At 50.3% G+C, this 21002-nt stretch carries 13 protein-coding genes; 3 read left to right on the forward strand and 10 right to left on the reverse strand.

Translation table 11 applies throughout. The features are described 5' to 3' along the window. Window positions 1–469: 469 nt before the first annotated feature. The 3 genes from SOW26_RS09600 to SOW26_RS09610 all read right to left on the reverse strand — a co-directional run bounded on the left by SOW26_RS09600 (window position 470) and on the right by SOW26_RS09610 (window position 4939). On the reverse strand, window positions 470–2884 hold the full coding sequence (locus SOW26_RS09600; RefSeq protein WP_320652305.1) for an SHIRT domain-containing protein: 2415 nt from the start codon (window positions 2882–2884) through the stop codon (window positions 470–472). Between the two features lie 160 nt (window positions 2885–3044). Then, a complete protein-coding gene (locus SOW26_RS09605; RefSeq protein ID WP_320652306.1) occupies window positions 3045–4268 on the reverse strand; it encodes a sensor histidine kinase in 1224 nt (407 codons plus the stop codon). Next, entirely contained in the window at window positions 4265–4939 is a 675-nt protein-coding gene (locus tag SOW26_RS09610) for a response regulator transcription factor (RefSeq protein WP_154477935.1), read from the reverse strand. The genes SOW26_RS09605 and SOW26_RS09610 overlap by 4 nt, the downstream gene beginning before the upstream one ends. 217 nt (window positions 4940–5156) lie before the next feature. On the opposite strand from SOW26_RS09610, the gene SOW26_RS09615 reads away from it, so the two are divergent. From SOW26_RS09615 to SOW26_RS09625, 3 genes are all read left to right on the forward strand, one after another. Continuing rightward, window positions 5157–6230, forward strand: coding sequence for a bifunctional glycosyltransferase family 2/GtrA family protein (locus tag SOW26_RS09615; RefSeq protein ID WP_276958847.1), 1074 nt, complete (start codon window positions 5157–5159; stop codon window positions 6228–6230). Then, on the forward strand, window positions 6208–7149 hold the full coding sequence (locus tag SOW26_RS09620) for a phosphodiester glycosidase family protein (protein WP_276958844.1): 942 nt from the start codon (window positions 6208–6210) through the stop codon (window positions 7147–7149). The genes SOW26_RS09615 and SOW26_RS09620 overlap by 23 nt, the downstream gene beginning before the upstream one ends. Window positions 7150–7252: 103 nt before the next feature. After that, complete coding sequence (locus tag SOW26_RS09625) at window positions 7253–7699, forward strand: hypothetical protein (protein ID WP_276958841.1); 447 nt, start codon at window positions 7253–7255, stop codon at window positions 7697–7699. Window positions 7700–7777: 78 nt separating this feature from the next. Here SOW26_RS09625 and msrB read toward each other — a convergent pair whose 3' ends face one another. The 7 genes from msrB to radA all read right to left on the reverse strand — a co-directional run bounded on the left by msrB (window position 7778) and on the right by radA (window position 20849). Then, window positions 7778–8710: a peptide-methionine (R)-S-oxide reductase MsrB gene (gene msrB / locus SOW26_RS09630; protein ID WP_320652307.1), complete on the reverse strand. Its 933-nt coding sequence runs from the start codon at window positions 8708–8710 to the stop codon at window positions 7778–7780. A 290-nt stretch (window positions 8711–9000) separates the two neighbouring features. Then, window positions 9001–12786, reverse strand: a complete 3786-nt coding sequence (locus tag SOW26_RS09635) for an isopeptide-forming domain-containing fimbrial protein (protein WP_320652308.1) — start codon at window positions 12784–12786, stop codon at window positions 9001–9003. A 438-nt stretch (window positions 12787–13224) separates the two neighbouring features. Next, window positions 13225–14787: a carbohydrate-binding domain-containing protein gene (locus tag SOW26_RS09640; RefSeq protein WP_320652309.1), complete on the reverse strand. Its 1563-nt coding sequence runs from the start codon at window positions 14785–14787 to the stop codon at window positions 13225–13227. A gap of 155 nt (window positions 14788–14942) precedes the next feature. Beyond that, on the reverse strand, window positions 14943–15638 hold the full coding sequence (locus SOW26_RS09645) for a DUF4956 domain-containing protein (protein WP_276960169.1): 696 nt from the start codon (window positions 15636–15638) through the stop codon (window positions 14943–14945). Then, window positions 15631–16350: a polyphosphate polymerase domain-containing protein gene (locus SOW26_RS09650; RefSeq protein WP_276960168.1), complete on the reverse strand. Its 720-nt coding sequence runs from the start codon at window positions 16348–16350 to the stop codon at window positions 15631–15633. Before SOW26_RS09650 ends, SOW26_RS09645 begins: the two co-directional genes overlap by 8 nt. A 247-nt stretch (window positions 16351–16597) precedes the next feature. Continuing rightward, a complete protein-coding gene (locus SOW26_RS09655; RefSeq protein ID WP_320652310.1) occupies window positions 16598–19372 on the reverse strand; it encodes a M64 family metallopeptidase in 2775 nt (924 codons plus the stop codon). A 124-nt stretch (window positions 19373–19496) separates the two neighbouring features. Next, window positions 19497–20849 carry a DNA repair protein RadA gene (gene radA / locus SOW26_RS09660; RefSeq protein ID WP_320652311.1) on the reverse strand — a complete coding sequence of 451 codons (1353 nt, stop codon included), beginning with the start codon at window positions 20847–20849 and terminating at the stop codon, window positions 19497–19499. Between the last annotated feature and the right edge of the window lie 153 nt (window positions 20850–21002).

The raw sequence follows: 21002 nt of genomic DNA on the forward strand, positions 1-21002 counted from the left end.
TTTTTTCATATTACATCTCCCTTTCTTATTTTCCCACTCAGAAATAGGTCACATCTCTTTTCGGAAGATCTGCAAGTTTTCCGAAAAAATGACATAGGACTATTGCCAGCCCTGTAACTATCCACAACCCAACTGTAAATGGATAAACTAGCCAAGATTTACATGTCATACAATTTGGGTTCAATGGAGTTTAAATATCAGACAAGAGCTCATATAGTAAAGTGAATCAAAAAGATGTTCGCAAGACTCTTAGTGGTACTTAGATTATACTTGTTCTTCACGCATCATGCAAGGATTTCAGGCATTTTTGAACGATTTGATCCAAAATTTTATCCAAAATGATCTGATTTCCATTGCCTTCTGCTATTGAAGTCTTCTCTTAAACTAAGGAAGGATGAAAAAGCCGGTACTTCCTCCGTTTCTCTTTCATCCTTCCGTGGCAGACGGTTGTTTTGTCATCCACCTTTTTCTATCTTCTTTTTCTCCGTACCAGTATGACGCCGCTTAAAACGACTCCTGACAGCAGCAGTACGGCAGCATAGCCCCATACAGGGCTTCTGTCTCCTGTTTTTACGGTCTTTGCCTGTTTTTTGGACGGGGAGGTGGTTCCTGCCGTCGTCTTTTCTGCCTGTTTGCCGGCTTTCTGCACCTGATCCTGTCCGCCGGGAGCTGACTGATTGTCGGGATCTACCGGATTTTTGGGATCTTCCGCTTTTACAAACAGCCATTCTCCGATCAGATTCAGATCGGTTCTGCCAACTTTTACAGCTCCTTCCACCATCGCCGTCTCTTCCTCTGTTTCGGAGTACCAGGACTTAAAGCGCCAGGTACCGTCTGCTACTTTGACATCCTCAAACGCCGGCAGCTTTATTTCTTCTCCCTCTGCTGCCCCAAACAGATCCGTCGGCTGCCGATCTATGATCTCTTCCGGCAGATCTTTGCCCTGGGTTCCACTGATCAGCGTATACGTCACATTGTAGGTTTCAGGATCTTCCACATAGAACCACTCTCCGGTCAGACGAAGGTCTGCTCCGTCAATGGTCACGCTGTTTTCTGCCGCTTCACTGCCATCTGCCGTCTCCCGGTACCAGGTTCTGAATTTCCAGGTTCCGCCATCTGTCTTTACGTCTGCAAATCCCGGCAGCTGCACAGCCGTCTGGTTGTCCAGTCCCATCTGATCCTTAGGTCTCTGATTTGTCACTGCCTCCGGCAGTTCCTTTCCGGCAGTTCCGCTGACAAAGGTGTAGGTCACATTGTACTTTCTGGTATAGCCCAGGGCAATGGTATTTGCCTTCGTTTCCTTCAGCGCACTTTCTGAGCTCAGTGGATAGGAGAGTCCCCACATATTGACACTCCCCGCACTTGCCTTGATATTTCCTGTAACTGCTCCCGTCACCTGCAGCGTATCCTTCCCGTCTGTCTCCGCCAGCTGTTCTGCCGTGGCATCTGATATGGTCAGGATGCTCTTGTTCAGCTCCTCTTCCGTCTTTCCGGCAAGCATTGCTTTTAATTCTGCTTTGGAGATCACATTCAGCTTCATGTTGGACAGGATCTTTTCTGCGATGGTGCCTCCCTCTGCCGGCGTAATGGCCGTTTCGGGGATCTTTTCATCCGCCCCTTCTCTCAGCACCATTCTGACGGTCAGGTTGTGGTTCCCTCCTGTCTGGACGCCGAATTTTACCTTGGGATCCTGATTGTTGACCAACGTTTTAAAGCTGGCCTTGGTATTTCCAAGATCGGCTCCTGTTGCAGGGTCAAATACGGACAGTACTTCCTTGTTATCTCCGAACACATAAAGAGGTCTCCAGGAATACCCCTCATATTCCAGGTACAGCTTCTCCGGGATGTTCATTCGCTGATCCAGGTTCACCTTCAGATCCACGTAGGTATATCCTGTTTTTCCGTCTCCTGTACCAAAGTCTCCGCCAGCTCCGTAGCGGGTGTTGTAATCATAGCTTAATATCGGACGGAACGCATTGCTTCCCAACGGATTTTTGTAAGTCAGCATAGCCACCGTATCATCCATCTTAAACTCTGTATTCAGAACCACTTCATGTACGCTCTTTACATCGTCCTTCTTCTCGTACAGGTCGATCGCCGTCCGGACGCTTCCTTCTGTCTGGTCTTTCCACAAAGTCGTATCCGGCAGGATTTCTTCTGATGTTTTATTGCCGTCGATGGTCACCGTATTGTCATTGACCGGCAGATTTTGAATACTGCCCATCAAGGACAGGAGATCCCAGTTGCTAAACGGGGCATCCGGACTGTTCAGACTGAAGTAGACCCCGTAAAGCTTTGCCCCTGCCGGGATCCCTCCTGGAAATGCCGTTTTGATGGTATCTGCTTTGGAAAACAGTCTTGCCCCTTCTGCCAGCTTTCCGTTGCCTGTCGGCGCCTGGTCAGACCATCCTAAAAATACCTTTGCCAGACTTTTTAGCGTTCCCGGATTCGGTACGGGATCTCCCAGCAGATCCGACGCTTTTGCAAACGCCTTCACGGTATCCACTTTCTTTGAAGACTCCCCGGTCCACTGCCCCACAAAAGTAACTTCTCCCATGTAGCTGGGGCTTTCCGCCTGCGGCTGCGCCCCGGCGTCCGCCGTGTTTGCCGGCGCTTCCTCCGGTGCCACAGCGCTTCTTGCTTCCGCGGTTTCTTCTGCCGCAGGTGCTCCGGTCCGCTCTCCTGTTGCCGACTCCTCTTTCTGTGCAGAGCTGCCATCTCCCGGCATTTCCACTGTGCTTTCTTTTTCCGTTACTTCCTCTGCCCGCACAGGCTGGGTCCCCTGACTGCCTGTCTCCGTCTCTCCCGCCGCATAAACGGTGGAGGACACTGCGCCAAGAAGTACGGTAAGTGCAAGGATTCTTGCTACCACTCTCTTCTTCATACGTATGTTCCCTTTCTCATGTTTTTGCCGCTCTTTATCATAACGGCAAACTCTCCCACCGTCAACCGGGTTTCTGCGATTTGTTTTGTCCTTCAAACTATTCTTTACTTTTTACCTGTTATGCCCTGTTTTCCCTTCTATTCTTGTGCTTTTTTACCAGTTATTCCGGGAGCCTTGCCGTCATCCTGAGAGACTTCCCATCCGCAGAAATGGCGTGGATCTTTCCTTTGTGAGCCTTTACGATCGCCAGTGCGATAGAAAGTCCGATCCCGTGTCCTCCCGTAGCAGAATTGCGGGACGGATCACTCCGGTAAAAACGGTCAAATAAGTACGGAAGATCTTCTCGGGAAATGCTGTCGCTCTGATTCCAGACCTCCAGACAAAGCACCCTCTGTTCTTTTTTCAGGGTAAAAGAAACCTTTCCTCCCTCCGGCGAATATTTCAGCGCATTGTCCAGCAATATGGTAAACAACTGGCTGATCTTTTTTTCCTCCCCTTTCCAGAGGATCCCCTCTTCGATCTCTATCTGTAATTCTTTTCCCTGTACCTTCGCCAGTGCTGAAAAGGATTGTCCAACCTCCTGCGCCACCTCTGAAACAGGGAATTCTATCCACTCCCGTTTCCTTCCTTCCTCTTCCATCCGTGCCAGGTAGATCAGATCCTCTGTAAGCCCCGCCAGCCTCCTGGTCTGTAGCTGAATATCCGACAGCCACTCGTTTTCCCCCTGCTGCATCTCCAGAACTGCCGCATCTGCTTCTATAATCGCAAGCGGCGTCTTGATCTCATGTCCTGCATCTGTGATAAACCGTTTCTGCTTCTCATGACTTTCTGCCACCGGGCGGACGATCCGTCCGGAGAAAGCTGCCACCAATCCCCAGACTGCAAGCCATCCCAGAAGGGAAACTCCCACGCTGGCAAACAGGAACGAACGTGTCCGTTCCAAATCCCTCCAACAGTCCAGAAAAATAAGAAAGGTTCCCTCTTCCTTGTCCACCTTCAAAAAACGATAGTGATCCTGAAATCCTTTTTCTTCCGTCTTTTTCCCTGCCGTCCTTCCATAGACTTTTGCACTTTCTTCATCTACCGCGTGGATCCTTCGTACATCTACCGCCTGTACGTTTCCCTCCGTATCCAATTGTACGGTGAAATACCTGGATTCAAAAGGCAGCTCCGGAGATCCGCCTCCCGGAAAACCATCTTTCTTCCCGGAAAATTCCTCAGAAAAATTTCCATTGTTTTCTGCCAGATACGCCAGGGTCGTATCCGCCTGACGGATCACGTTCACATAGTTGATCACATTGATGGAGCCGATCAGCACTGTCAGCACCAGCAGGGTCGCTGCAATAGCGAGAAAGATAAAGCGTTGTCTTAGTCTGGTAATCATCCTGTCACCTCCAAATAGTATCCTAAGTTCCTGGCCACCTTGATCTCCACGTTGCCTTGCAGGGCATTCAGCTTTTTCCTTAAATAGGAAATGTACACCCACACCACGTTGATCTCCGCCTCACTGTCAAATCCCCAGATCTTTTCCATAAACCGTTCCGTCGGGATGATGCTTTTGGGCTGGATCATCAGCATTTCCATCATCTGGAACTCTTTATTTGTAAGACGGTACTCTCCCATCTTTGATCGCATTACGAATGTTGCCCTGTCCAGCGTGATATTCCCTACTTCCAGCAGGGAGCTGGCCGTCTCTGTCTGTGTCCTTGTCATGGCCCGCAGCCTGGCAAGAAGCTCCTTGGGGGCGAACGGCTTGGTCAGATAGTCGTTGGCCCCCAAGTCCAGCCCCGTTACCTTGTCATCGACCTCCGATTTCGCAGTCAGCAGGATCACCGGCGTCATATCTCCTTTTTTTCGCATCTCTCGAAGCACAGTCAGCCCGTCCTTTTTCGGCATCATAATGTCCAAGATCACTCCGTCATATCCTCCGGCCTGAATATACTCCTCCGCCTCTTCTCCGTCAAATACCGCATCCACGCTGTAGTTTCCGCCTTCCAGGATCGCCGTCAGCGCCTTTGACAGCGACTTCTCATCCTCTGCCAGCAACAGTCTCATAGCCATTTCCTCCATCTGTACAGACAGACCCTTTCGTCTGCCTGGATCCGTTTTCTTTTTTATCTTTTTATCTTCTATCCGGTTTCTTCTCTGTTTTTTCTGTGGCTTTCATTCTATCATGTTCTCTTTTCCTGTGGGAAAAAATCTTTTTTTCTCTCTTTTAAGCTTATTTAAGGTAGCCTTTGTATACTGATCCCATCACAAGGAGGTGAACATTATGATCTATTTGATAATCCCCGCATATGAGCCGAATGAAAAGCTGATCCGTCTGCTACAGTCTCTTGCTTCTGAGAAGGATCTGTATCCCATCGTGGTAAACGACGGCAGCTCCCGGGAGGCTCTTCCCATTTTTCACCAGGCGGCAGATTATGCTGAAATATTGACCCACCCCGTCAACCGCGGAAAAGGCGCCGCTCTCAAAACCGCATTTTCTCATATCCAGACACTGGAGAGATCCGGTTTTGTCGTGACGGCAGACGCAGACGGTCAGCATACCAGAGAAGACATCCTGCGTGTTGCCCGGATCTGTCAGAGCCATCCGGAGGCCTTCGTTACCGGCGTCCGGGAATTTAAGGGCAAGGTTCCTCTAAAAAGCCGTGTAGGAAACACCCTCACAAGGCATGTGTTTTATCTGGTTACCGGCACAAAGCTTTCGGATACCCAGTGCGGCCTGCGAGGATTTCCGGTCTCCATGCTTTCGTTTTTGAAGGCCATTCCCGGCAACCGTTACGAATACGAAATGAATATGCTTTTGGAGGTGATCGGCACCTATCCCCTGGAAACGGCTCCCATCGAAACTATCTACATAGAAGATAACCGCTCTTCCCACTTTCATCCCGTAAAAGATGCTTTTCGGATCTATCGGGAGATCCTGAAGTTCTGTGCGTCCTCTCTGATCTCTTTTTTGATCGACTACCTGGCGTACACCTTCCTGCTGCTGGTGCTTTCTCCCATTGCCTCCACCGCCGCTGCCCTGATGGGCGCCAATATCACCGCACGGTGCATCAGCGGTTACGCAAATTACAAGATGAACCGGCATCTGGTATTCCGAGATACTTCCGGGAGAAACACACTGGGAAAATACATTCTGTTAGCCGTCGGAATCCTGGCTTTCAACAGTTTTCTGCTGCTGGCTTTCCATCAGCTCGGTTTTGAGAATCTGTACCTCTTAAAGCTTCTTGTTGAAGTCCTGTGTTTTTCGGTCAGCTGGCTGGTACAAAAGCATTACATTTTTTCAAAAAAAAGAGAGAAAAAGGAGGAATTTACCTATGCATTTAAAGAAACTGCTTAAAAAACCCGTCCTGTTTGCGGTCATCGGAGCTGTTACCATCCTGTCCATGAATTCTTATGCGCTCCTGAAAACCTTTAAGATCGCGCAGGTTTCCGCCTACGTGGGAGAATCCGGATCTTCTGCTTCCCAGAGCAGCATAACGGACAGTTCCGGATCTTCCGGGCAGGATACCTCCTCGGCTGTCGTTTCGGATACCTCGTATTCCGACGAAAACATTCAGATCAGTCTGGAAACCCTGACCACAAATGACACCACTGTCTATGTGGCTGACATCCAGGTCAGTTCTCCTGAATACCTGAAAACGGCGCTGGCACAAAATGCCTTCGGGCGAAATGTCACAGCGACCACCTCCACCATCGCTTCTGAAAACAATGCCATTTTAGCGATTAACGGAGACTACTACGGGGCCAATGATTCCGGATACGTGATCCGAAACGGAGAGCTTCTTCGCAATACGGTACGGAGCGGAGACACCACCGAGGATCTGGCCATCTATGAGGACGGAAGCTTTCAGATTATTGATGAAGCCGAAGTCAGCGCAGAGAAACTGGTCTCCGACGGCGTGGTAAACCTTCTCGCCTTCGGCCCCGCTTTGATCGAGGATGGCGAGATCTCCGTATCTCCCTCCGATGAAGTAGGAAAAGCCATGTCGGAAAATCCCCGAACCGCTATCGGGATCATTGATGAAACCCATTATATTATCGTAGTATCTGATGGCAGAACCTCTGAAAGCGCCGGTCTTTCCCTCTATCAGCTGGCTCAGGTCATGGAAAGCTACCAGGTACAGACCGCTTATAACCTGGACGGAGGAGGTTCCTCTACCCTCTACTTTAACGGAGAAGTCATAAACAAGCCCACCACCAATGGCAACAGCATTCAGGAAAGAAAAGTGAGTGATATCGTGTATATCGGATACTGATCACGCTTTCTGCGGGCAGGCTTCTTTGCAGGCAGCCGCCCGCCTCCCCTGACACAGGTATTTTTTAGAACCATAGAATCACTTAGAAAGGAAGGTGACCACCTTGTATACCTCAGATCCCAACAAACAACGACACCAAAAAACAGCCGTCTTGTTTCTGGCACTGTCCGTTTTCTGTGTTGCTCTCACACTGATCTATGAACAGTTCAGCTATGGCCAGTTCTCCCCCTATATGCGGCTGATGTTTCTGATCCCGCTTCTTCTGGGAACAGTTCCCGCGCTGATCCGAAGCAGATTTCGGATCCCCTACCGCCCGAATGCCTCTTCCACTTATTTCTGGAACATGGCCATTGCCCTCTTTTTAAACGGCTGTCTGATCAAAAGCATCATAGAAATCTCCGGCCGTTTCACCAGTTATGACCGGATGTACTGGATCGGCGGAACCATCTGTATCGCAGCCAGCCTGCTGCTGTCTCTCCTTTCCTTTCGCCCGAAGAAAAGAAAAAAAGCAGGCGAAGATTCCCCGGCCTTCCATTCTCTGGCCAAGTGATCCCCTCCTGCCGGCATCTCCTGCCATATCCCGGCTGCCAATTGACCGGCGCCGGGATATGGGCATGCCTTCTCTTTGTTAGACATAGGGCAGCAGTCTTTCATATCCTTCCTCTTTCATACGCTCCTTGGGAATAAACCGGAGAGCTGCCCCGTTGATGCAATATCGTAGTCCTCCCTCTTTTTGGGGACCGTCCTCAAACACATGGCCCAGATGGCTGCCGCCTTCCCTGCTTTTTACTTCTGTTCTTTGCATTCCGAAGGAGAAATCCCCCCTGTACTCCATGGCATCCGTGGTGATCCCCTTGGTAAAGCTTGGCCATCCACATCCGGCATCAAACTGATCCGCCGTAGAAAACAGCGGCTGTCCGGTTACAATATCCACATAAATCCCTTCTTGTGTGTGATGGAGATAACAACTGCTTCCCGGTTTTTCTGTTGCCGCCTCCTGGGTCACTTCATAGGCCTCCCGGGACAGCTTCTGTCTTAATTCTGTCCGGGAAGGTACTTCTTCTCCCGGATAAAGGGCCTTTTGTGCCTCCGAAAGCCCGATATGGCAATAGCCTTCCGGATACTTCCTCAGATAATCCTGGTGGATCTTTTCTGCCGGTATGAAGTGCCGCAGCTCTTCCAGTTCTACTACCGTCTTTCTTCCCTCTGTCCGTTCCACATAGGACAAAAATGCTTCCGCCACCCGCCGGTCTTCTTCCCTAACATAATAGATCCCCGTGCGGTACTGGGTTCCCACATCGTTCCCCTGGCGATTCAGGGAAAACGGATCGATCACTCTCAGATATCTGTCCACTATCTCTGCCAGACTGATCTGGTGTACATCATATACCAGCTTCACCGTCTCTGCGTGGCCGGACTGTGACAGTTGTCTGTAAGAAGTCTGTTCTTTGTTTCCGTTGGCATATCCCGTCTCTGTGTCCAGGATTCCCCTGACTCTTTGATAATAGGCCTCCACTCCCCAAAAACACCCGCCTGCCAGATAGATTTCCCGTCGTTCCATTTTGTCACCTCTCTCTTCTTTTCCCTGTTTTTCGTTTTTCTCTTTCAGAATACCACAGGTCTTTTCAAAAATCATACTTCCCTGTCAGATTTTTTTGACACAGACTCTCCCCTTTGACACAGCAGGGGCAGGTATCCACTCGTTCAAGTGGTACCTGCCCCTGTTTGTACATGGCCATCGTCCGGGGATGCTTTCCTGTCATACATCCGGTCTGCACGCCCCGTTTCCGCCTGCCTCTTTTCCTTCAACGACAACCTCTTCCCTGCCGTCTCGGAAAAGTGCCGCGGAATTTATCTGGCTTTTTTTCTTTTCTTGGAAGCTGCAACTGCCAGTGCTGCCACAGCCAGTCCCATTGCACCTGCATAGGTAGCTACATTTGCAGTATCTCCCGTTTTTACGCTGCCCGCTTTCGTTGTTTTTACCGGTTTGGCAGGCTTGTCTGTACCGGGCTTTGTCGGCTTGTCTGTGCCGGGCTTCGGATCCGGTTTCGGCGGATCCACCGGTGTCTCTTCCTCCACCAGCTTATACTCGTAGATGATCAGCTGCTTTTCCTCTGTCACCTTTCCGGTGATCGGATCTGTCTTGGGATCTACCTTCCGTTCTGTCAGCACATAGGTCTTTCCGTTCTTGGTCAGTTTCTTGGGCTGGAAGGTCTCGTCTGTTGTGTCATACGCCGTTCCCACCTGGGTCCCGGGCTTCTTTACGATATAGTTGCCGTCGGCATCTTTCTCCTGTACCGCCGGATTTTCCAGCACTTCCTCTGTTCCCTCGATGATATACTTCACTACGACCTCGCCGCCTTTCTTGGGAGCATAGTCGTAATTGATCACCTGGTGCTCTTCGGTTACTTCCCCTTCTGCCGGAGAAGTATTCACCGTCGTCTTTTCTCCGTTGGGATCCTTGGCTGACGGATAGTCTCCGTTTGGTTTTACATCTGTAGATACCAACTCATAGACTTTTCCGTCCTCATCGGTCAGCTCCTTGGGAAGCAGGGTCGGATCTGTCTTTGCAGACTCCGGCACGCTGTAAGGTGTTCCCACATACTGATCCTTTACCAGATCCTTATTTGGCTGCAGCTTGGTGGATGTTCCCTGGATATAGTAGGCAACCTCTACCGGCTCTCCTTTTTCCTTTGACAAGATCACACCGACTCTTTCCGGTTCTGTCGGAAGCAGGCCGTTGGTGGTCACTGCAAAAGAGTTCCATGCAGCCTTCTTTTCGATCTCGTCCGTCCTCTTTGGCTTGCCTTCCAGAAGCAAAGATGCGTCTACCTCTGTTTCCTTCGGCGCCGTCATGTCGAACGTCAACGTGATATCCTGACCCTTAACCCATTTGATCCCGTCTTTGAACTCCAGCTTGAAGCTGCGTACCTTTGCCCAGTCGTCAGCCGTCCAGCCTGCGGTATCCTTGGTCCATCCGGGAGCCTGAGCGCCTGCCGGATCCTCATGCGTGTAAGCCCCCTTCGGATAGCTCACCGTTCCGTACAGATCTGCCCTTTCCGGATTCTGCACCGTGCTGTAATATACGTCGATCTTATCTTCCCATTCCTTCGGCAGCTTGACTGCTCCCTTCAGGGTAGGAGTAAAGGCGCTTTCCCGGTTGGTTCCGTCCACGATCCCAAGATCGCCGGTTCCCGGAAGCACGTCCATGAAGCCCATCTTAAAGATGTCTTTTCCTGTCGTGTTGGTCATCTCCAGCTTGTAGCTAATGTCTTTTCCCGGAGTCGTATATCCGAAAGTGGAATAATCGCTGTCCAGGCTTCCTTTTACGTACTTTTTGATCTTCAGGTCGTCTCTGGAATACTTCACATACTCCGCCTGTACCTTGGCACGCTTCTGGGTGCTGTCTCCATTGTTATCAATGTCACTTGCGTCTACCTCAATCGTCACGTTGCTTGCGTCGGTCTTCAGCTCTGTATCTGTCGTGCTTGTTCCATATGCGATCAGAGGCAATTGATCCGGTGAATTCTTTGAAATCGTCACATCAAAGTACAGTTCCAGACGCTCTGCCGGAAGGATACTGTCTACATCCCAGACAGCCTTTACCAGCTGCTGTCCGCTTCCCTGGTAATCCTCGTCCAGGATTTCAAGCTTTCCTGTCAGGTCTTTCTTTACTATTCCGGCCCGACCGGACATCAGGGTATATACTGCCGATCCGTCTCCCTTCACAGTCACGCCCAAAGGAAGCAATACCGTGGTGCTGATATCTTTTCTCAGCGCCGCATGGGATGTGCTGTAATCATTCAGCCATACCTGTACCTTGTTATCTCCTGTTTTTACAACATTCCCATCTTTTTCAACGAAAGAAACCGTACCTCTGACGGTAGGTGCTTCCGCCTCTTTCTGCACAATAACTGCTGTACGCTTTCCGGTCGTGGTCTTCTCATCTCCTCCGGTCCTGCGAATCACGGTTCCATCTGCCAGGGTCGCTACAAAGGATGGCTTCCACCACACTTCTGCTTCTGCCCCTTTTTCGATAGTAAAAATAGTCTGTGTTTGAAGATGCACTCCTCCAAAAATAGGGCTCTTGTCCTCATTTTCGTAGGCAACGGTGTAGCTGACCACCTTATCTGTATCAGCCAGTCCCAGATCCTGACGGCTTATCTGTACATTCCCCTGTACTTTATTGTCCGTCTTGTTCCAATCCACCACAGCGCTCTTCGTGCTTCCGTCTTTCAGGGTCACTGTGACTGTTGCCTTTGGCAGTTCGCGAAGCTTGTCTATTCCCATGGACGAATGATAGTAAGAATTCGGTACAAAAACGGTGACTGCACCAAAGTTCAGTTTATCACTGTCAAAGGTATATTCTTTCACGATCTTCTTATATCCATCACTAAGAACTTTTTGTATATCCCATTTGCTGCTGTCCAGCGTGGCTCCATTCGCATCCGTAAGAACCTCGTCTGTCCGCAGCCCCACGAAATACTGATCATGAAATCTCAAACGTTCAATATCCGTCACTGCCGGGTTTGGATTCATATTTTGAGTGTTTCCGACGTTCCCCATTCCATCAGCCGGACCGTATACCACTGGCGGGAAATAACCGCCGTCTCCTGATGTCAGCGGTACTCCTGTCGGCGCTACGACTGCATTGGCTGCGTTACTGTTTGTATTTTCCAGCTTCTCATGCAGACTCGTAGAAGACAATTTTGCCGTGTTTGGAATCTTTGTGTACTTGTCGATCGTGCCATCCGTTTTGGTCACCACTTCCATTTCTGCCGTAAACAAAGACTCTTTTCCCTGCTGTTCCGCTAAAGTCGGCGCCTTAAAGGTCCACTTGATAGTGTCGCCGTTCGTTTCCGTATTGACAGCCGCTCCCGTTGAAGAGGTGGAAGTAGCGCTGACATAGGACAGTCTGGAGTCCAGCTTGTCTTCGATGACGATATCTGCACCCGGCTTCATGTAGATTCCGCCGGTAGCCGGAAGTGTCACCTCTGCCTTGATCTTCCATACCACGTTATCTCCCGGACGCGCCGCATTCAGCGTATGGTCATGCTCCACGTACAGATACTCTTTTCCAATGCTCTGTGCGTAAGCAGCCTTGACATTGACTATCGCTTCCTCGCTTTGTGCCAGTCCTACGTTTGCTTCACTGGTCAGCATTGCAACTGCCGGCAGCTTGGTGTCGTTGGGTGTGATCCCGTTCTTTGTCGTAATCCCGATGCTGACTTTTCCGGAAATCCCGGTTTCAAGCTTGGGGAAGGTATATGTCAGCGTCCTTGCGCCTTCACTATATTCAGGTACTACGCCGGCGATCGCCAGATCCTCCACCGGGGTCTGCAGATCGTAAAACTCTGTTGCTTCTCCCGTGGGAAGCTGTACCTTTAATGTTGTGTTTCCCTGAAACTTCTCCTGGATACTTTCCTGTGAACCGGCGATCTTAACATCCAGTTCATACACCCCCGTAGCTCCGGATTTGATATCGGGCGTCTTGCTTGTCAGCGTCAGATCTATGTTGGCATCTCCTTTTGCAAATGCTATTGTTCCGGGGAACATCCCGACTACACAAAGCACTGCTGCCAACACTGCCGCCACACTCGTCCGAAATCGTTTTTTCCGATTGTGTTTTGAGCTCATGTTTTCTCCTCCTTATTCAATGAACCTGCTTTTTGTTCAGATGCGTCCACACTTTCCGTTCTTTCAACCGTTCTCTTCTGTCACTATCGATCTGTCTCTGCTTCTCCGTGCAAACGTATCCATTGGAATCATAGCAGATACGCCTACATTTGTCTATTATTTTTCCTACTCGCGCGATATGTTTTTTGTTTTTTCTTTGTTTTTTTGATTTTTCTTTTTATTTTTTCTGAAACATCATTCAGAACTTGCATTTTTCCAAAATTTTTCCCTTTCACAGACTATCGTCAACTTTCCTGCCACATTAGAAAAGAGACCGGGTACAGGATTGCTGTTCCTGTGCCCGGCCTTCTTTTTACTCTTCAAAAGCTGTCGTTTTTGCTGCGCCTAGCGTTGCTGCCGCTCTGTACTTCCGTGTTTTCTCCCCCCTTTCTACTGCTTTTACTGGTTGGTACTTTGTCCGTCCTGCGGCCTTTGTCCACCCATACTTCCCGGTCCTCCGTTTCCGCCGGGCTGCTGCCCCATATTGCCGCCTCGTCCTCCGGGCTGCTGACTGCCTTCTCCATAGATCAACGTATCCAAAGTCACTTCTGTGGAACCGGAACCGGCGGTAACGGTGTAGGTGGACCCCTGTTCCAGCCCTTCTGCGCTGATCACCACGCTGCTGTAAGCCTTCTTGGCAGTGAAAGAAGCTACCTCATTTCCGTTTTGATCCTTTACCGTGATAGCGGAGCCTGCTTCCTGATTCCCTACATTCAGGAGAATGCTTCCCTGGGTGGAACTGCTTCCAAAGTTTTGTGCCATTCCCGAAGATCCTGTCACAACCACGGTTCCTCCCGTCACGACAGCCTCTCCCGCGTAATCCAGCCCTCCATTCCCATCATTTGTAGGACCCGATACATAGACTTCTCCGCCGGATATCTCAATGGCTCCGTTGGAATCCAGGCCATCTCCCGACGCATCCACACTTGTGACTCCGCCGGAAATACGAATAGACACATCCTGCGCGGCGTCGCCTCCAAATCCTCCCTGGGAAGACGTACTTCCATCGGTTGCGTTAAGTCCGTCATCGGTGGATGTTACATCTACTTTTCCTCCGGAAATATCGATCAGCGCTGATTCCATTCCCTCTGTGCTGGATGTCACTTCTACGGTTCCGCCTACGATCTGGATTTTTTGGGTCCCTTTTATTCCATCATCTGCCGCCGATATCTGGATCTCTCCGCCTTCTATATACACAAATCCTAGCGAGGTATCTTCCGTATTTTCTGAATGGATCCCATCCGTATCCGATTGTATACGGATCTTCCCGTCTGCGATCCGTACACTGTTTTTCCCGGAAAGTCCCTGCTTGGCGCTGTCAATGGTGTAACTGCCGGAGGTAATTGCCAGATCATCCTTCGATACGATCCCGTGTCCATATGCATCCTGGATAGTCAGGCTTCCCTGCCCGTTTAAGGTCAGATCCTCCTTGGAAAAGATCGCGCCATCTACGTTATTGTCATCTGTCTGAACAAATTCTCCTGTTACCTTTAAGGTATTTTCACTTCCTTCTGCCAATGTGACAAACACCTTATCTGCCTGCTTGATATAGATGGGCGCGCTGGAAGCATTGGAAATAGATACTCCGTCCAAAACGATCTGTACCTTTGCGGTGTCTTCTACCTCCACCTGTATCTGTCCATCCGACAGGGTTCCGGATACCAGATACGTTCCTTCCTCCGTGATCCGGATGATGTTGCCCTCCACCGTCACGCCTTCTCCTTCTGCCGTAGAGTCTGCATCCGACAACTGCACTTTTGTAGCAGAAGCTTCATCATAAGTGGAATCCAGGTCCCTCTCGGTAAACATGGTATCGTCTGTCGTTCCTGTCTCTGTCGTGCTGCTCTGCTCCTGTGTGGTCGCTGCCGCCTGGCCCAAGCCGGACGACAGCTTACTGCACCCCACTGTTCCTATACTCAATGCTACAATGATCGCCATTGCTGCTAATACCTGTCTTTTCATGGGTCTTCCTCCTTTTTCTGTTCCATGGTCCCGTCATGTTTATCTGATCGTTTCGGCAATTCCTTGTCTTTTCCTTTCTTCCTTCCATTCCCTGCCGGCTTCTGTTTTTACGTTTCTTGCTTTCATTTTTCTTAGGCTTCCTTTCTGCCTCCTTCCTACAGCCCTTCACTTAGCATCTCCGGGCGGTTTAATCGGATCTCCAGATTTCCGTTTCTGCAGCGCAGCGCATCAATCAATTCTTTTTCGCTGCTTTTGTCTTTTAACCGTATGTCATAGCTGATCCGGAACAAGCTGCCCATATTGGTAGTCCTTACCCCATTTAGCTTATAACGCTTTGTATATTTCTTTAATGTGTCTTCAAACACTTCCGTATAATCCAGATTTTCCGGGATGGTAATATGAAGCGTTTTTTCCAGACTGCCCTGCCCCAGTTCTCCCAGTCCCAGCCTGGTATAAAGGATCCACACCACTCCCATCAGTCCGGCGAACAAAACGCCATATCCCAGATATCCCATTCCGGTTGCCAGCCCCGTACTCATGGCCAGGAAGATTGCCCCGATCTCTTTGGCTGTCCCCGGTACGGAACGGAACCGGACCAGACTGAAGGTTCCTGCTACCGCCACTCCTGCTCCCACGTTTCCGTTGACCAGCATGATCACCATGCAGACCACCGCCGGGATCAGCGCCAGAGTCAGTACAAAGCTTTGTGTGTACCTGCTTCTGTATGTGTAGACACCTGCCAGAAATATTCCAATGAAAAGGGAAACTACCACACAGCTCAGATAATTTATCGGCGTGATGACCTGTGTCGTCCCTGTATCAAATACCCCCTGAAAAATTGTTTCATACATGATTGTTTCTCCTTCCCTGCATCTGCATCAACGTCTGAAATGCATGTCCATACTTTGAAAAAGACGTTTTATATACCTGTTGTTCTGTCAGTACCTCTACCAGCCAAAGCGGGATCGCCCCCGATGTCTTTACCTCCATTAACGAATATCCTTTTGGCAAAAGCTCGTATCCGTACACCGTTTTTTTCAGATCCATGTCCCTCGTTCTCCACAAAATGTTCTGATCAAAGGTCACACGAAGATCCGAGTCTTCAAAGGACGCATGCGCCTCTCTGTCATAAGCCAGGAACATGCTTGGCCTCAACGACCGGTAAAACTCCTTGAAATAGTCCAATTCGTGTCCTACCTGGGATTCTTCCGGCAATTGCTTTCCGCGGAGCATATAATCCATGGCTTCCTTTTCCTGCAGGCAGATCCGTCTTTTATATACGATGGATTGGAATTTCTTTTTCAGTTCCAGAAATACCGGAGACTCTTCCGAAGCCAGACAATAGCTCCGCATTCGCAGCTTTTCCTTGTAAACCGGCTTTTCCATGGATTCCCGGATCAGGATATAGCTTGGCGTATCAAAATAAATATTCCGTATGGTGTGCCTTCCATATTGATCCGGCTTCATCCCACCGGCCGCCATCCTTGCCTCTATGGCTTCTCTTTGCCTTTTATTTACCAGATACTTGATTTCATATCGTTCAAACATTTTTTGGTATTCCATTTGCCTCTCCCCTTTCCTTTCTTGTCTACAGTCTGTATTCTAAAAGGCGAAACTAAAATCAACTTTAAATCAAAAAAACTTTTTTCTGTTTGCTCCCGGACAGATCCGCCTGTCCTTTTTCCACGAAAAAAAAGGACAGAGATGTTACTCTCTGCCCCTGCTTTTCAACGCTCCCAAACAACGGCGGCGCCTTATGTCCCGCCCTGTTGGATTTTATTCTGTTGGATTTCATTCTGTTCGTTTTTGATCAGCGTTTCCTTCGTTTGATAAAAAAGACTACAACCCCTGCTACCACGGCACACAACATCAGGGCCAGGTAGACTCCATAGTGATTGGTGTCTCCCGTCTTTACCACACCGGTCTTCTTTCCCATGCCGGCCTTCTTTCCTGTCGTCTTACCGGCAGGCACGGCGGTTGAAGCACTGTTTCCTGTCCCCGGCTTGTCCACGGAAGGATCGGAGGGGTCATCTCCCTTTCCGATCATGTAGGTCGTCCAGCCTCTGCTGGGCGGGATATTATAGGTGGTTCCGTCCACCGTCACCACTGTATACTCCGATCCCTCTGCCGGAAGCAGTTCTGCCCTGACATGATAGGTTCCTGATGCCGAAGGAGCAGACTCTAACTGGCGTCCCGGTTTTCCGTCCTCATCTTCATAGTAGGTCATGACAAATTTCAGCTGATCCTGCGGAACTTCCTTGTCGCCCACATACGCATGGAAATATGGCGCCAGATCATATGCGGTTCCATTTGCCGGAAAGATCTCATCATAAGCCCGGCTGACGATGGTGGCATAATGTCCTCCGTACCAGTCTACGTACATGGAATTCAGCAATGCCAGTCTCTGCGCTGCCTTTTCCTCCTCGGTCGCCGGCTGATAATCACTGGGCTTTCCGGTCAGACGGTTCAGGATGGCTCTTGCCGCAAAGTCCATGCCCTCCTCATTCGGTCCTACGTAAATGGTGTTACCGGAAACGGTTCCTTGTTTTACCTTCTCGTCGTTTACGATCACGATCACATTCTTGTAGTAGGATGTTACCACTTTTTTTCCAATGTAGGTGGCTGCCGCCGTGGATTCCTCCGTGGGAACCACCTTGCCTTCCGCATCTCTGGTCAGCCTAAAATAGGTATCCTTCGGCGGAGGCGCAACGCCTATGCCGGATTCTTTGGATTCTGCTTCCACGGTGGTAAAGTTGAAGTAGTGCTTCGTTTCTTTAAACGGTTCCAGGCTTTGGATATGTTCTACATATTTCTTTGCCAGTTCTTCAAATTTCCCCTGCTCTTCTGCCGTGAAGCCTTCTCCCGTGATCACGATGGCTTTATTGTTGTAGTAGACTGCCGCCCCCCAGTAATTGGCATCATCATTGTTTACCAGATCCGTTTTCTTAAAGCGGATCTCAAAGGCTTTGGATTTCTCGCTGACAGGCTTGCCTGTTTCCTTGTCAAAAGCCTTCACCGTCACCGTATAGGAGCCTGCCTTGGTGGGCGCTTCCTCGCTGTCATAATCCTGGGAGATCGTGTCGGTGTACGGGATCTTCCCGGTGTAATGCACTTCTATCGTATATTCCTTATCGTAATCTACGCTGTAGGTCACCTTTGCCGGCTTCCCGTCATACTCTTTGGATTCTGCTTCCAGTGTAATCCTGTCTTCCAGTTCAATGGTATAGCTTCCCGTCTGTGTAGCCGGGCCGTAGGTATCGTTGCCGCTGAAAACGGCTGTTACGGTGTAGAGACCTGCCTTGGACGGGATTCCCTGTACCGGCGTTCCAAACGCGTCCGTATATTCCAGCGTCAGCGCATCCCCCAGCTGATCCCCTGTCGTTTCCTTATCTCCCTTCCGGACAATGAAGTATTCCTTCATATCCTTTCCGGTATCCGACTCGTAAAACTTGTCCGCATAGGTCTGGAAAAACAGGTTGGTGGTATTGGATTTCCCCGCAATGCTGCGCCGAAGAGCCTCCTTACACACCTCACAGAAGGGATTCTGCTTCCCTAAAAACTGCATTTTACAGTTCTTGCCCGGATGATACCAGCCGTTTCCTCCGTCTGTGTATTCATAAACACCCACATGATTTTTCCCGACAAATCTGGACCATTTCACCTTTGCAGGATCCGACTCCTGCGTCATGTTAACGCGGTCTTCCGTGGCATAAGACGGGCCTGCCCAATACTCGTCTGCCAGGCTGGCAATCATATGCCCCATCTCGTGTACCATGATCTCCAATGCGCTGTCTGCCAGGGATGCCGCACAGATTGTTCCGCCGCTTCCTCCGTATACGGTGGAATTCACGATCAGCATATTGTGATCTGCTGCCGGAAGCTTTTCTGCCTGCAGGGCATTCATCTTCTTCTCGCCCTCACTGCCTTCTTCCATTCCCAGAAGCCGCTGCATTCCATACAGCCAGTACCTGGCGCCGAAATACGTCTCCTTTGGATCTGCATCCGCCTCTTCCTTGGTCTTTGCCTGATCCCCCTTTGCCCCGGAGTCCTTTGATACCGTCCCCAGCGCATAGATCTTTATGGTGTCCCTGAATTCGTCAAAGGGAGAGGTCTCCATCACATAGTCTGCCGTCTTTTTGGCTTCTGTGTAGAATTTGTCCTGCTCTTCTGCCGTAAATCCGTCTCCAAAGACCAGCAGCACAAACGCATCTGCATCCGGAACGGAAGCGTCGCCGTATACCAGCTTTAATTCTCCTACTTCCTGTCCTTTGATCTCCGGCGCCGCCTGAGGCGTACCTGCCGTCTCCTCCGCTGCTTCCCGGCCCACCCGGTTTTCTTCCTGAATATGGGAATGCGCTCCCATATACTCTCCCGGAAGCACCTGAGCGCCTTCTGCGCCGCCTTGGGCCGATGTGTCGCCGGCGGGAAGCTGTCCCGGATCCTGCGCCTCCTCCTGGTCGGTAACAGGAGCCTTTTCTTCCGCAAGGGTCCCTATTGCTCCCACCGGTGACAGGCACATACACAGCACCAGCAGAAATGCGGTTGCAGAAGCCATGCATTTTCTGTAACTCCATTTCTTTTTCATTCTGTCATCCTCCTCGCTGTTCTAGTAATCTTCTATGTATTATCATAAGAAATTTTTCCTTGGTTTGTCAATTGATAAACCATACAATTTCCGACACATCCTGTTGTACAGGAGATCTGTTTTCTCAGATCACGTCCACCGCCTCCCGGATGTGCTTCACTCCGATTACTTCGATTCCGTCCGTCTCTCCCAGAGACTGTTTGACCACCCAGGGTACGATACAGGTCTGAAAGCCCAGCTTTTTGGCTTCCTGGATTCTCTGCTCCGGCATGGTCACAGACCGAACCTCACCTCCCAGTCCCACCTCTCCGAACGCTACCGTTTTTTCCGGTATCGGAAGGTTCTTATAGCTGGAAAACACAGACAGGACGATCCCCAGGTCGGCCGCCGGCTCATTCAGCCGGATCCCTCCTGCAATATTTACATAGGCGTCATAGCCGGACAGCGGCAGATTCATTCTCTTTTCCAGAACCGCCATCAGCAGATTGACACGGTTATAATCCAGTCCCGCCGCCGTCCTTCTTGGCATCCCGAAATTCGTCCGGCATACCAGTGCCTGTATCTCCAGAAGGACCGGTCTTGTTCCCTCCATTGCACACACTACCACGGAGCCGGAAGCCATTTCCGCCCTTCCGCTCAGCATGAATTCGGAAGGATTCTCTACCTGGATCAGGCCCTCCCGGCGCATCTCAAACACTCCAATCTCATTGGTGGAGCCGAAACGATTTTTCACTCCCCGCAGGATCCGGTAGGAGGCATGTCTGTCTCCTTCAAAATACAGCACCGTATCCACCATATGTTCCAGCACTCTCGGTCCCGCCACCGTTCCTTCCTTCGTCACATGTCCTACGATAAACACGGACACATCCAGCCCTTTTGCCAGCTGCATCAAAATATTGGTGGATTCCCTCACCTGGGAAACACTGCCCGGAGCAGAGTTTACCTCTTCACTGTACATGGTCTGGATAGAGTCGATGACCACCATGTGTGGCCTTCCGCCCTCGATCAGCTCCCGGACAGCTTCCAGGTTGGTTTCACAGGCCAGATATAAAGAGGAAGAAAAAGTTCCCATACGGTTGGCCCGCAGACGGATCTGATGCAGGGATTCTTCTCCCGAAATATAGAGGATCTTTTTCCCTGCCGCCGAAAGCTTCTGACATACCTGCAGAAGCAGCGTCGATTTTCCGATCCCCGGATCCCCTCCCACCAGTACCAGAGACCCCTGCACGATCCCGCCTCCCAGTACCCGGTCCAGCTCGCTTAAGCCCGTTTGTGTGCGCTTTTCTTCTCCCTCTGGGATATCCGTCAACGCCATGACTCTGGTGGACGGCCTCTCTTTTTTTCTTCCCTGCCCGGATACCGGAACCACTTCTTCCACCATGCTGTTCCATTCCTTGCAGGCAGGACACTGCCCCACCCATTTTGTTGATTCATATCCACAGTTCTGACAGAAATATACCGTCTTTTTCTTTGCCATACTCCCTCCAATAAATAATTATCCACCCGCATAGCGGGTGGTTTTTCAGTTTCGGGCATAGCCCTAATACCACTAGCCACGCACAAGTGCGTTCTCTTATTGGCCTGCCAGCCACGCGTGGGTTTACTTGCTACCCGTAAACGGGTCTCTTGG

The organism is Suipraeoptans intestinalis (assembly GCF_034091795.1).
Classification (GTDB): domain Bacteria; phylum Bacillota; class Clostridia; order Lachnospirales; family Lachnospiraceae; genus Suipraeoptans; species Suipraeoptans intestinalis.

What these genes read in the sequence shown, in the direction of transcription:
- SOW26_RS09645 (WP_276960169.1), bottom strand. Translation starts at nt 15,638, where the DNA reads ATGTATGAAACAATTTTTCAGGGGGTATTTGATACAGGGACGACACAG.
- msrB (WP_320652307.1), bottom strand. Translation starts at nt 8,710, where the DNA reads ATGGAACGACGGGAAATCTATCTGGCAGGCGGGTGTTTTTGGGGAGTG.
- SOW26_RS09655 (WP_320652310.1), bottom strand. Translation starts at nt 19,372, where the DNA reads ATGAAAAAGAAATGGAGTTACAGAAAATGCATGGCTTCTGCAACCGCA.
- radA (WP_320652311.1), bottom strand. Translation starts at nt 20,849, where the DNA reads ATGGCAAAGAAAAAGACGGTATATTTCTGTCAGAACTGTGGATATGAA.
- SOW26_RS09610 (WP_154477935.1), bottom strand. Translation starts at nt 4,939, where the DNA reads ATGAGACTGTTGCTGGCAGAGGATGAGAAGTCGCTGTCAAAGGCGCTG.
- SOW26_RS09650 (WP_276960168.1), bottom strand. Translation starts at nt 16,350, where the DNA reads ATGGAATACCAAAAAATGTTTGAACGATATGAAATCAAGTATCTGGTA.
- SOW26_RS09620 (WP_276958844.1), top strand. Translation starts at nt 6,208, where the DNA reads ATGCATTTAAAGAAACTGCTTAAAAAACCCGTCCTGTTTGCGGTCATC.
- SOW26_RS09640 (WP_320652309.1), bottom strand. Translation starts at nt 14,787, where the DNA reads ATGAAAAGACAGGTATTAGCAGCAATGGCGATCATTGTAGCATTGAGT.
- SOW26_RS09600 (WP_320652305.1), bottom strand. Translation starts at nt 2,884, where the DNA reads ATGAAGAAGAGAGTGGTAGCAAGAATCCTTGCACTTACCGTACTTCTT.
- SOW26_RS09605 (WP_320652306.1), bottom strand. Translation starts at nt 4,268, where the DNA reads ATGATTACCAGACTAAGACAACGCTTTATCTTTCTCGCTATTGCAGCG.
- SOW26_RS09635 (WP_320652308.1), bottom strand. Translation starts at nt 12,786, where the DNA reads ATGAGCTCAAAACACAATCGGAAAAAACGATTTCGGACGAGTGTGGCG.
- SOW26_RS09615 (WP_276958847.1), top strand. Translation starts at nt 5,157, where the DNA reads ATGATCTATTTGATAATCCCCGCATATGAGCCGAATGAAAAGCTGATC.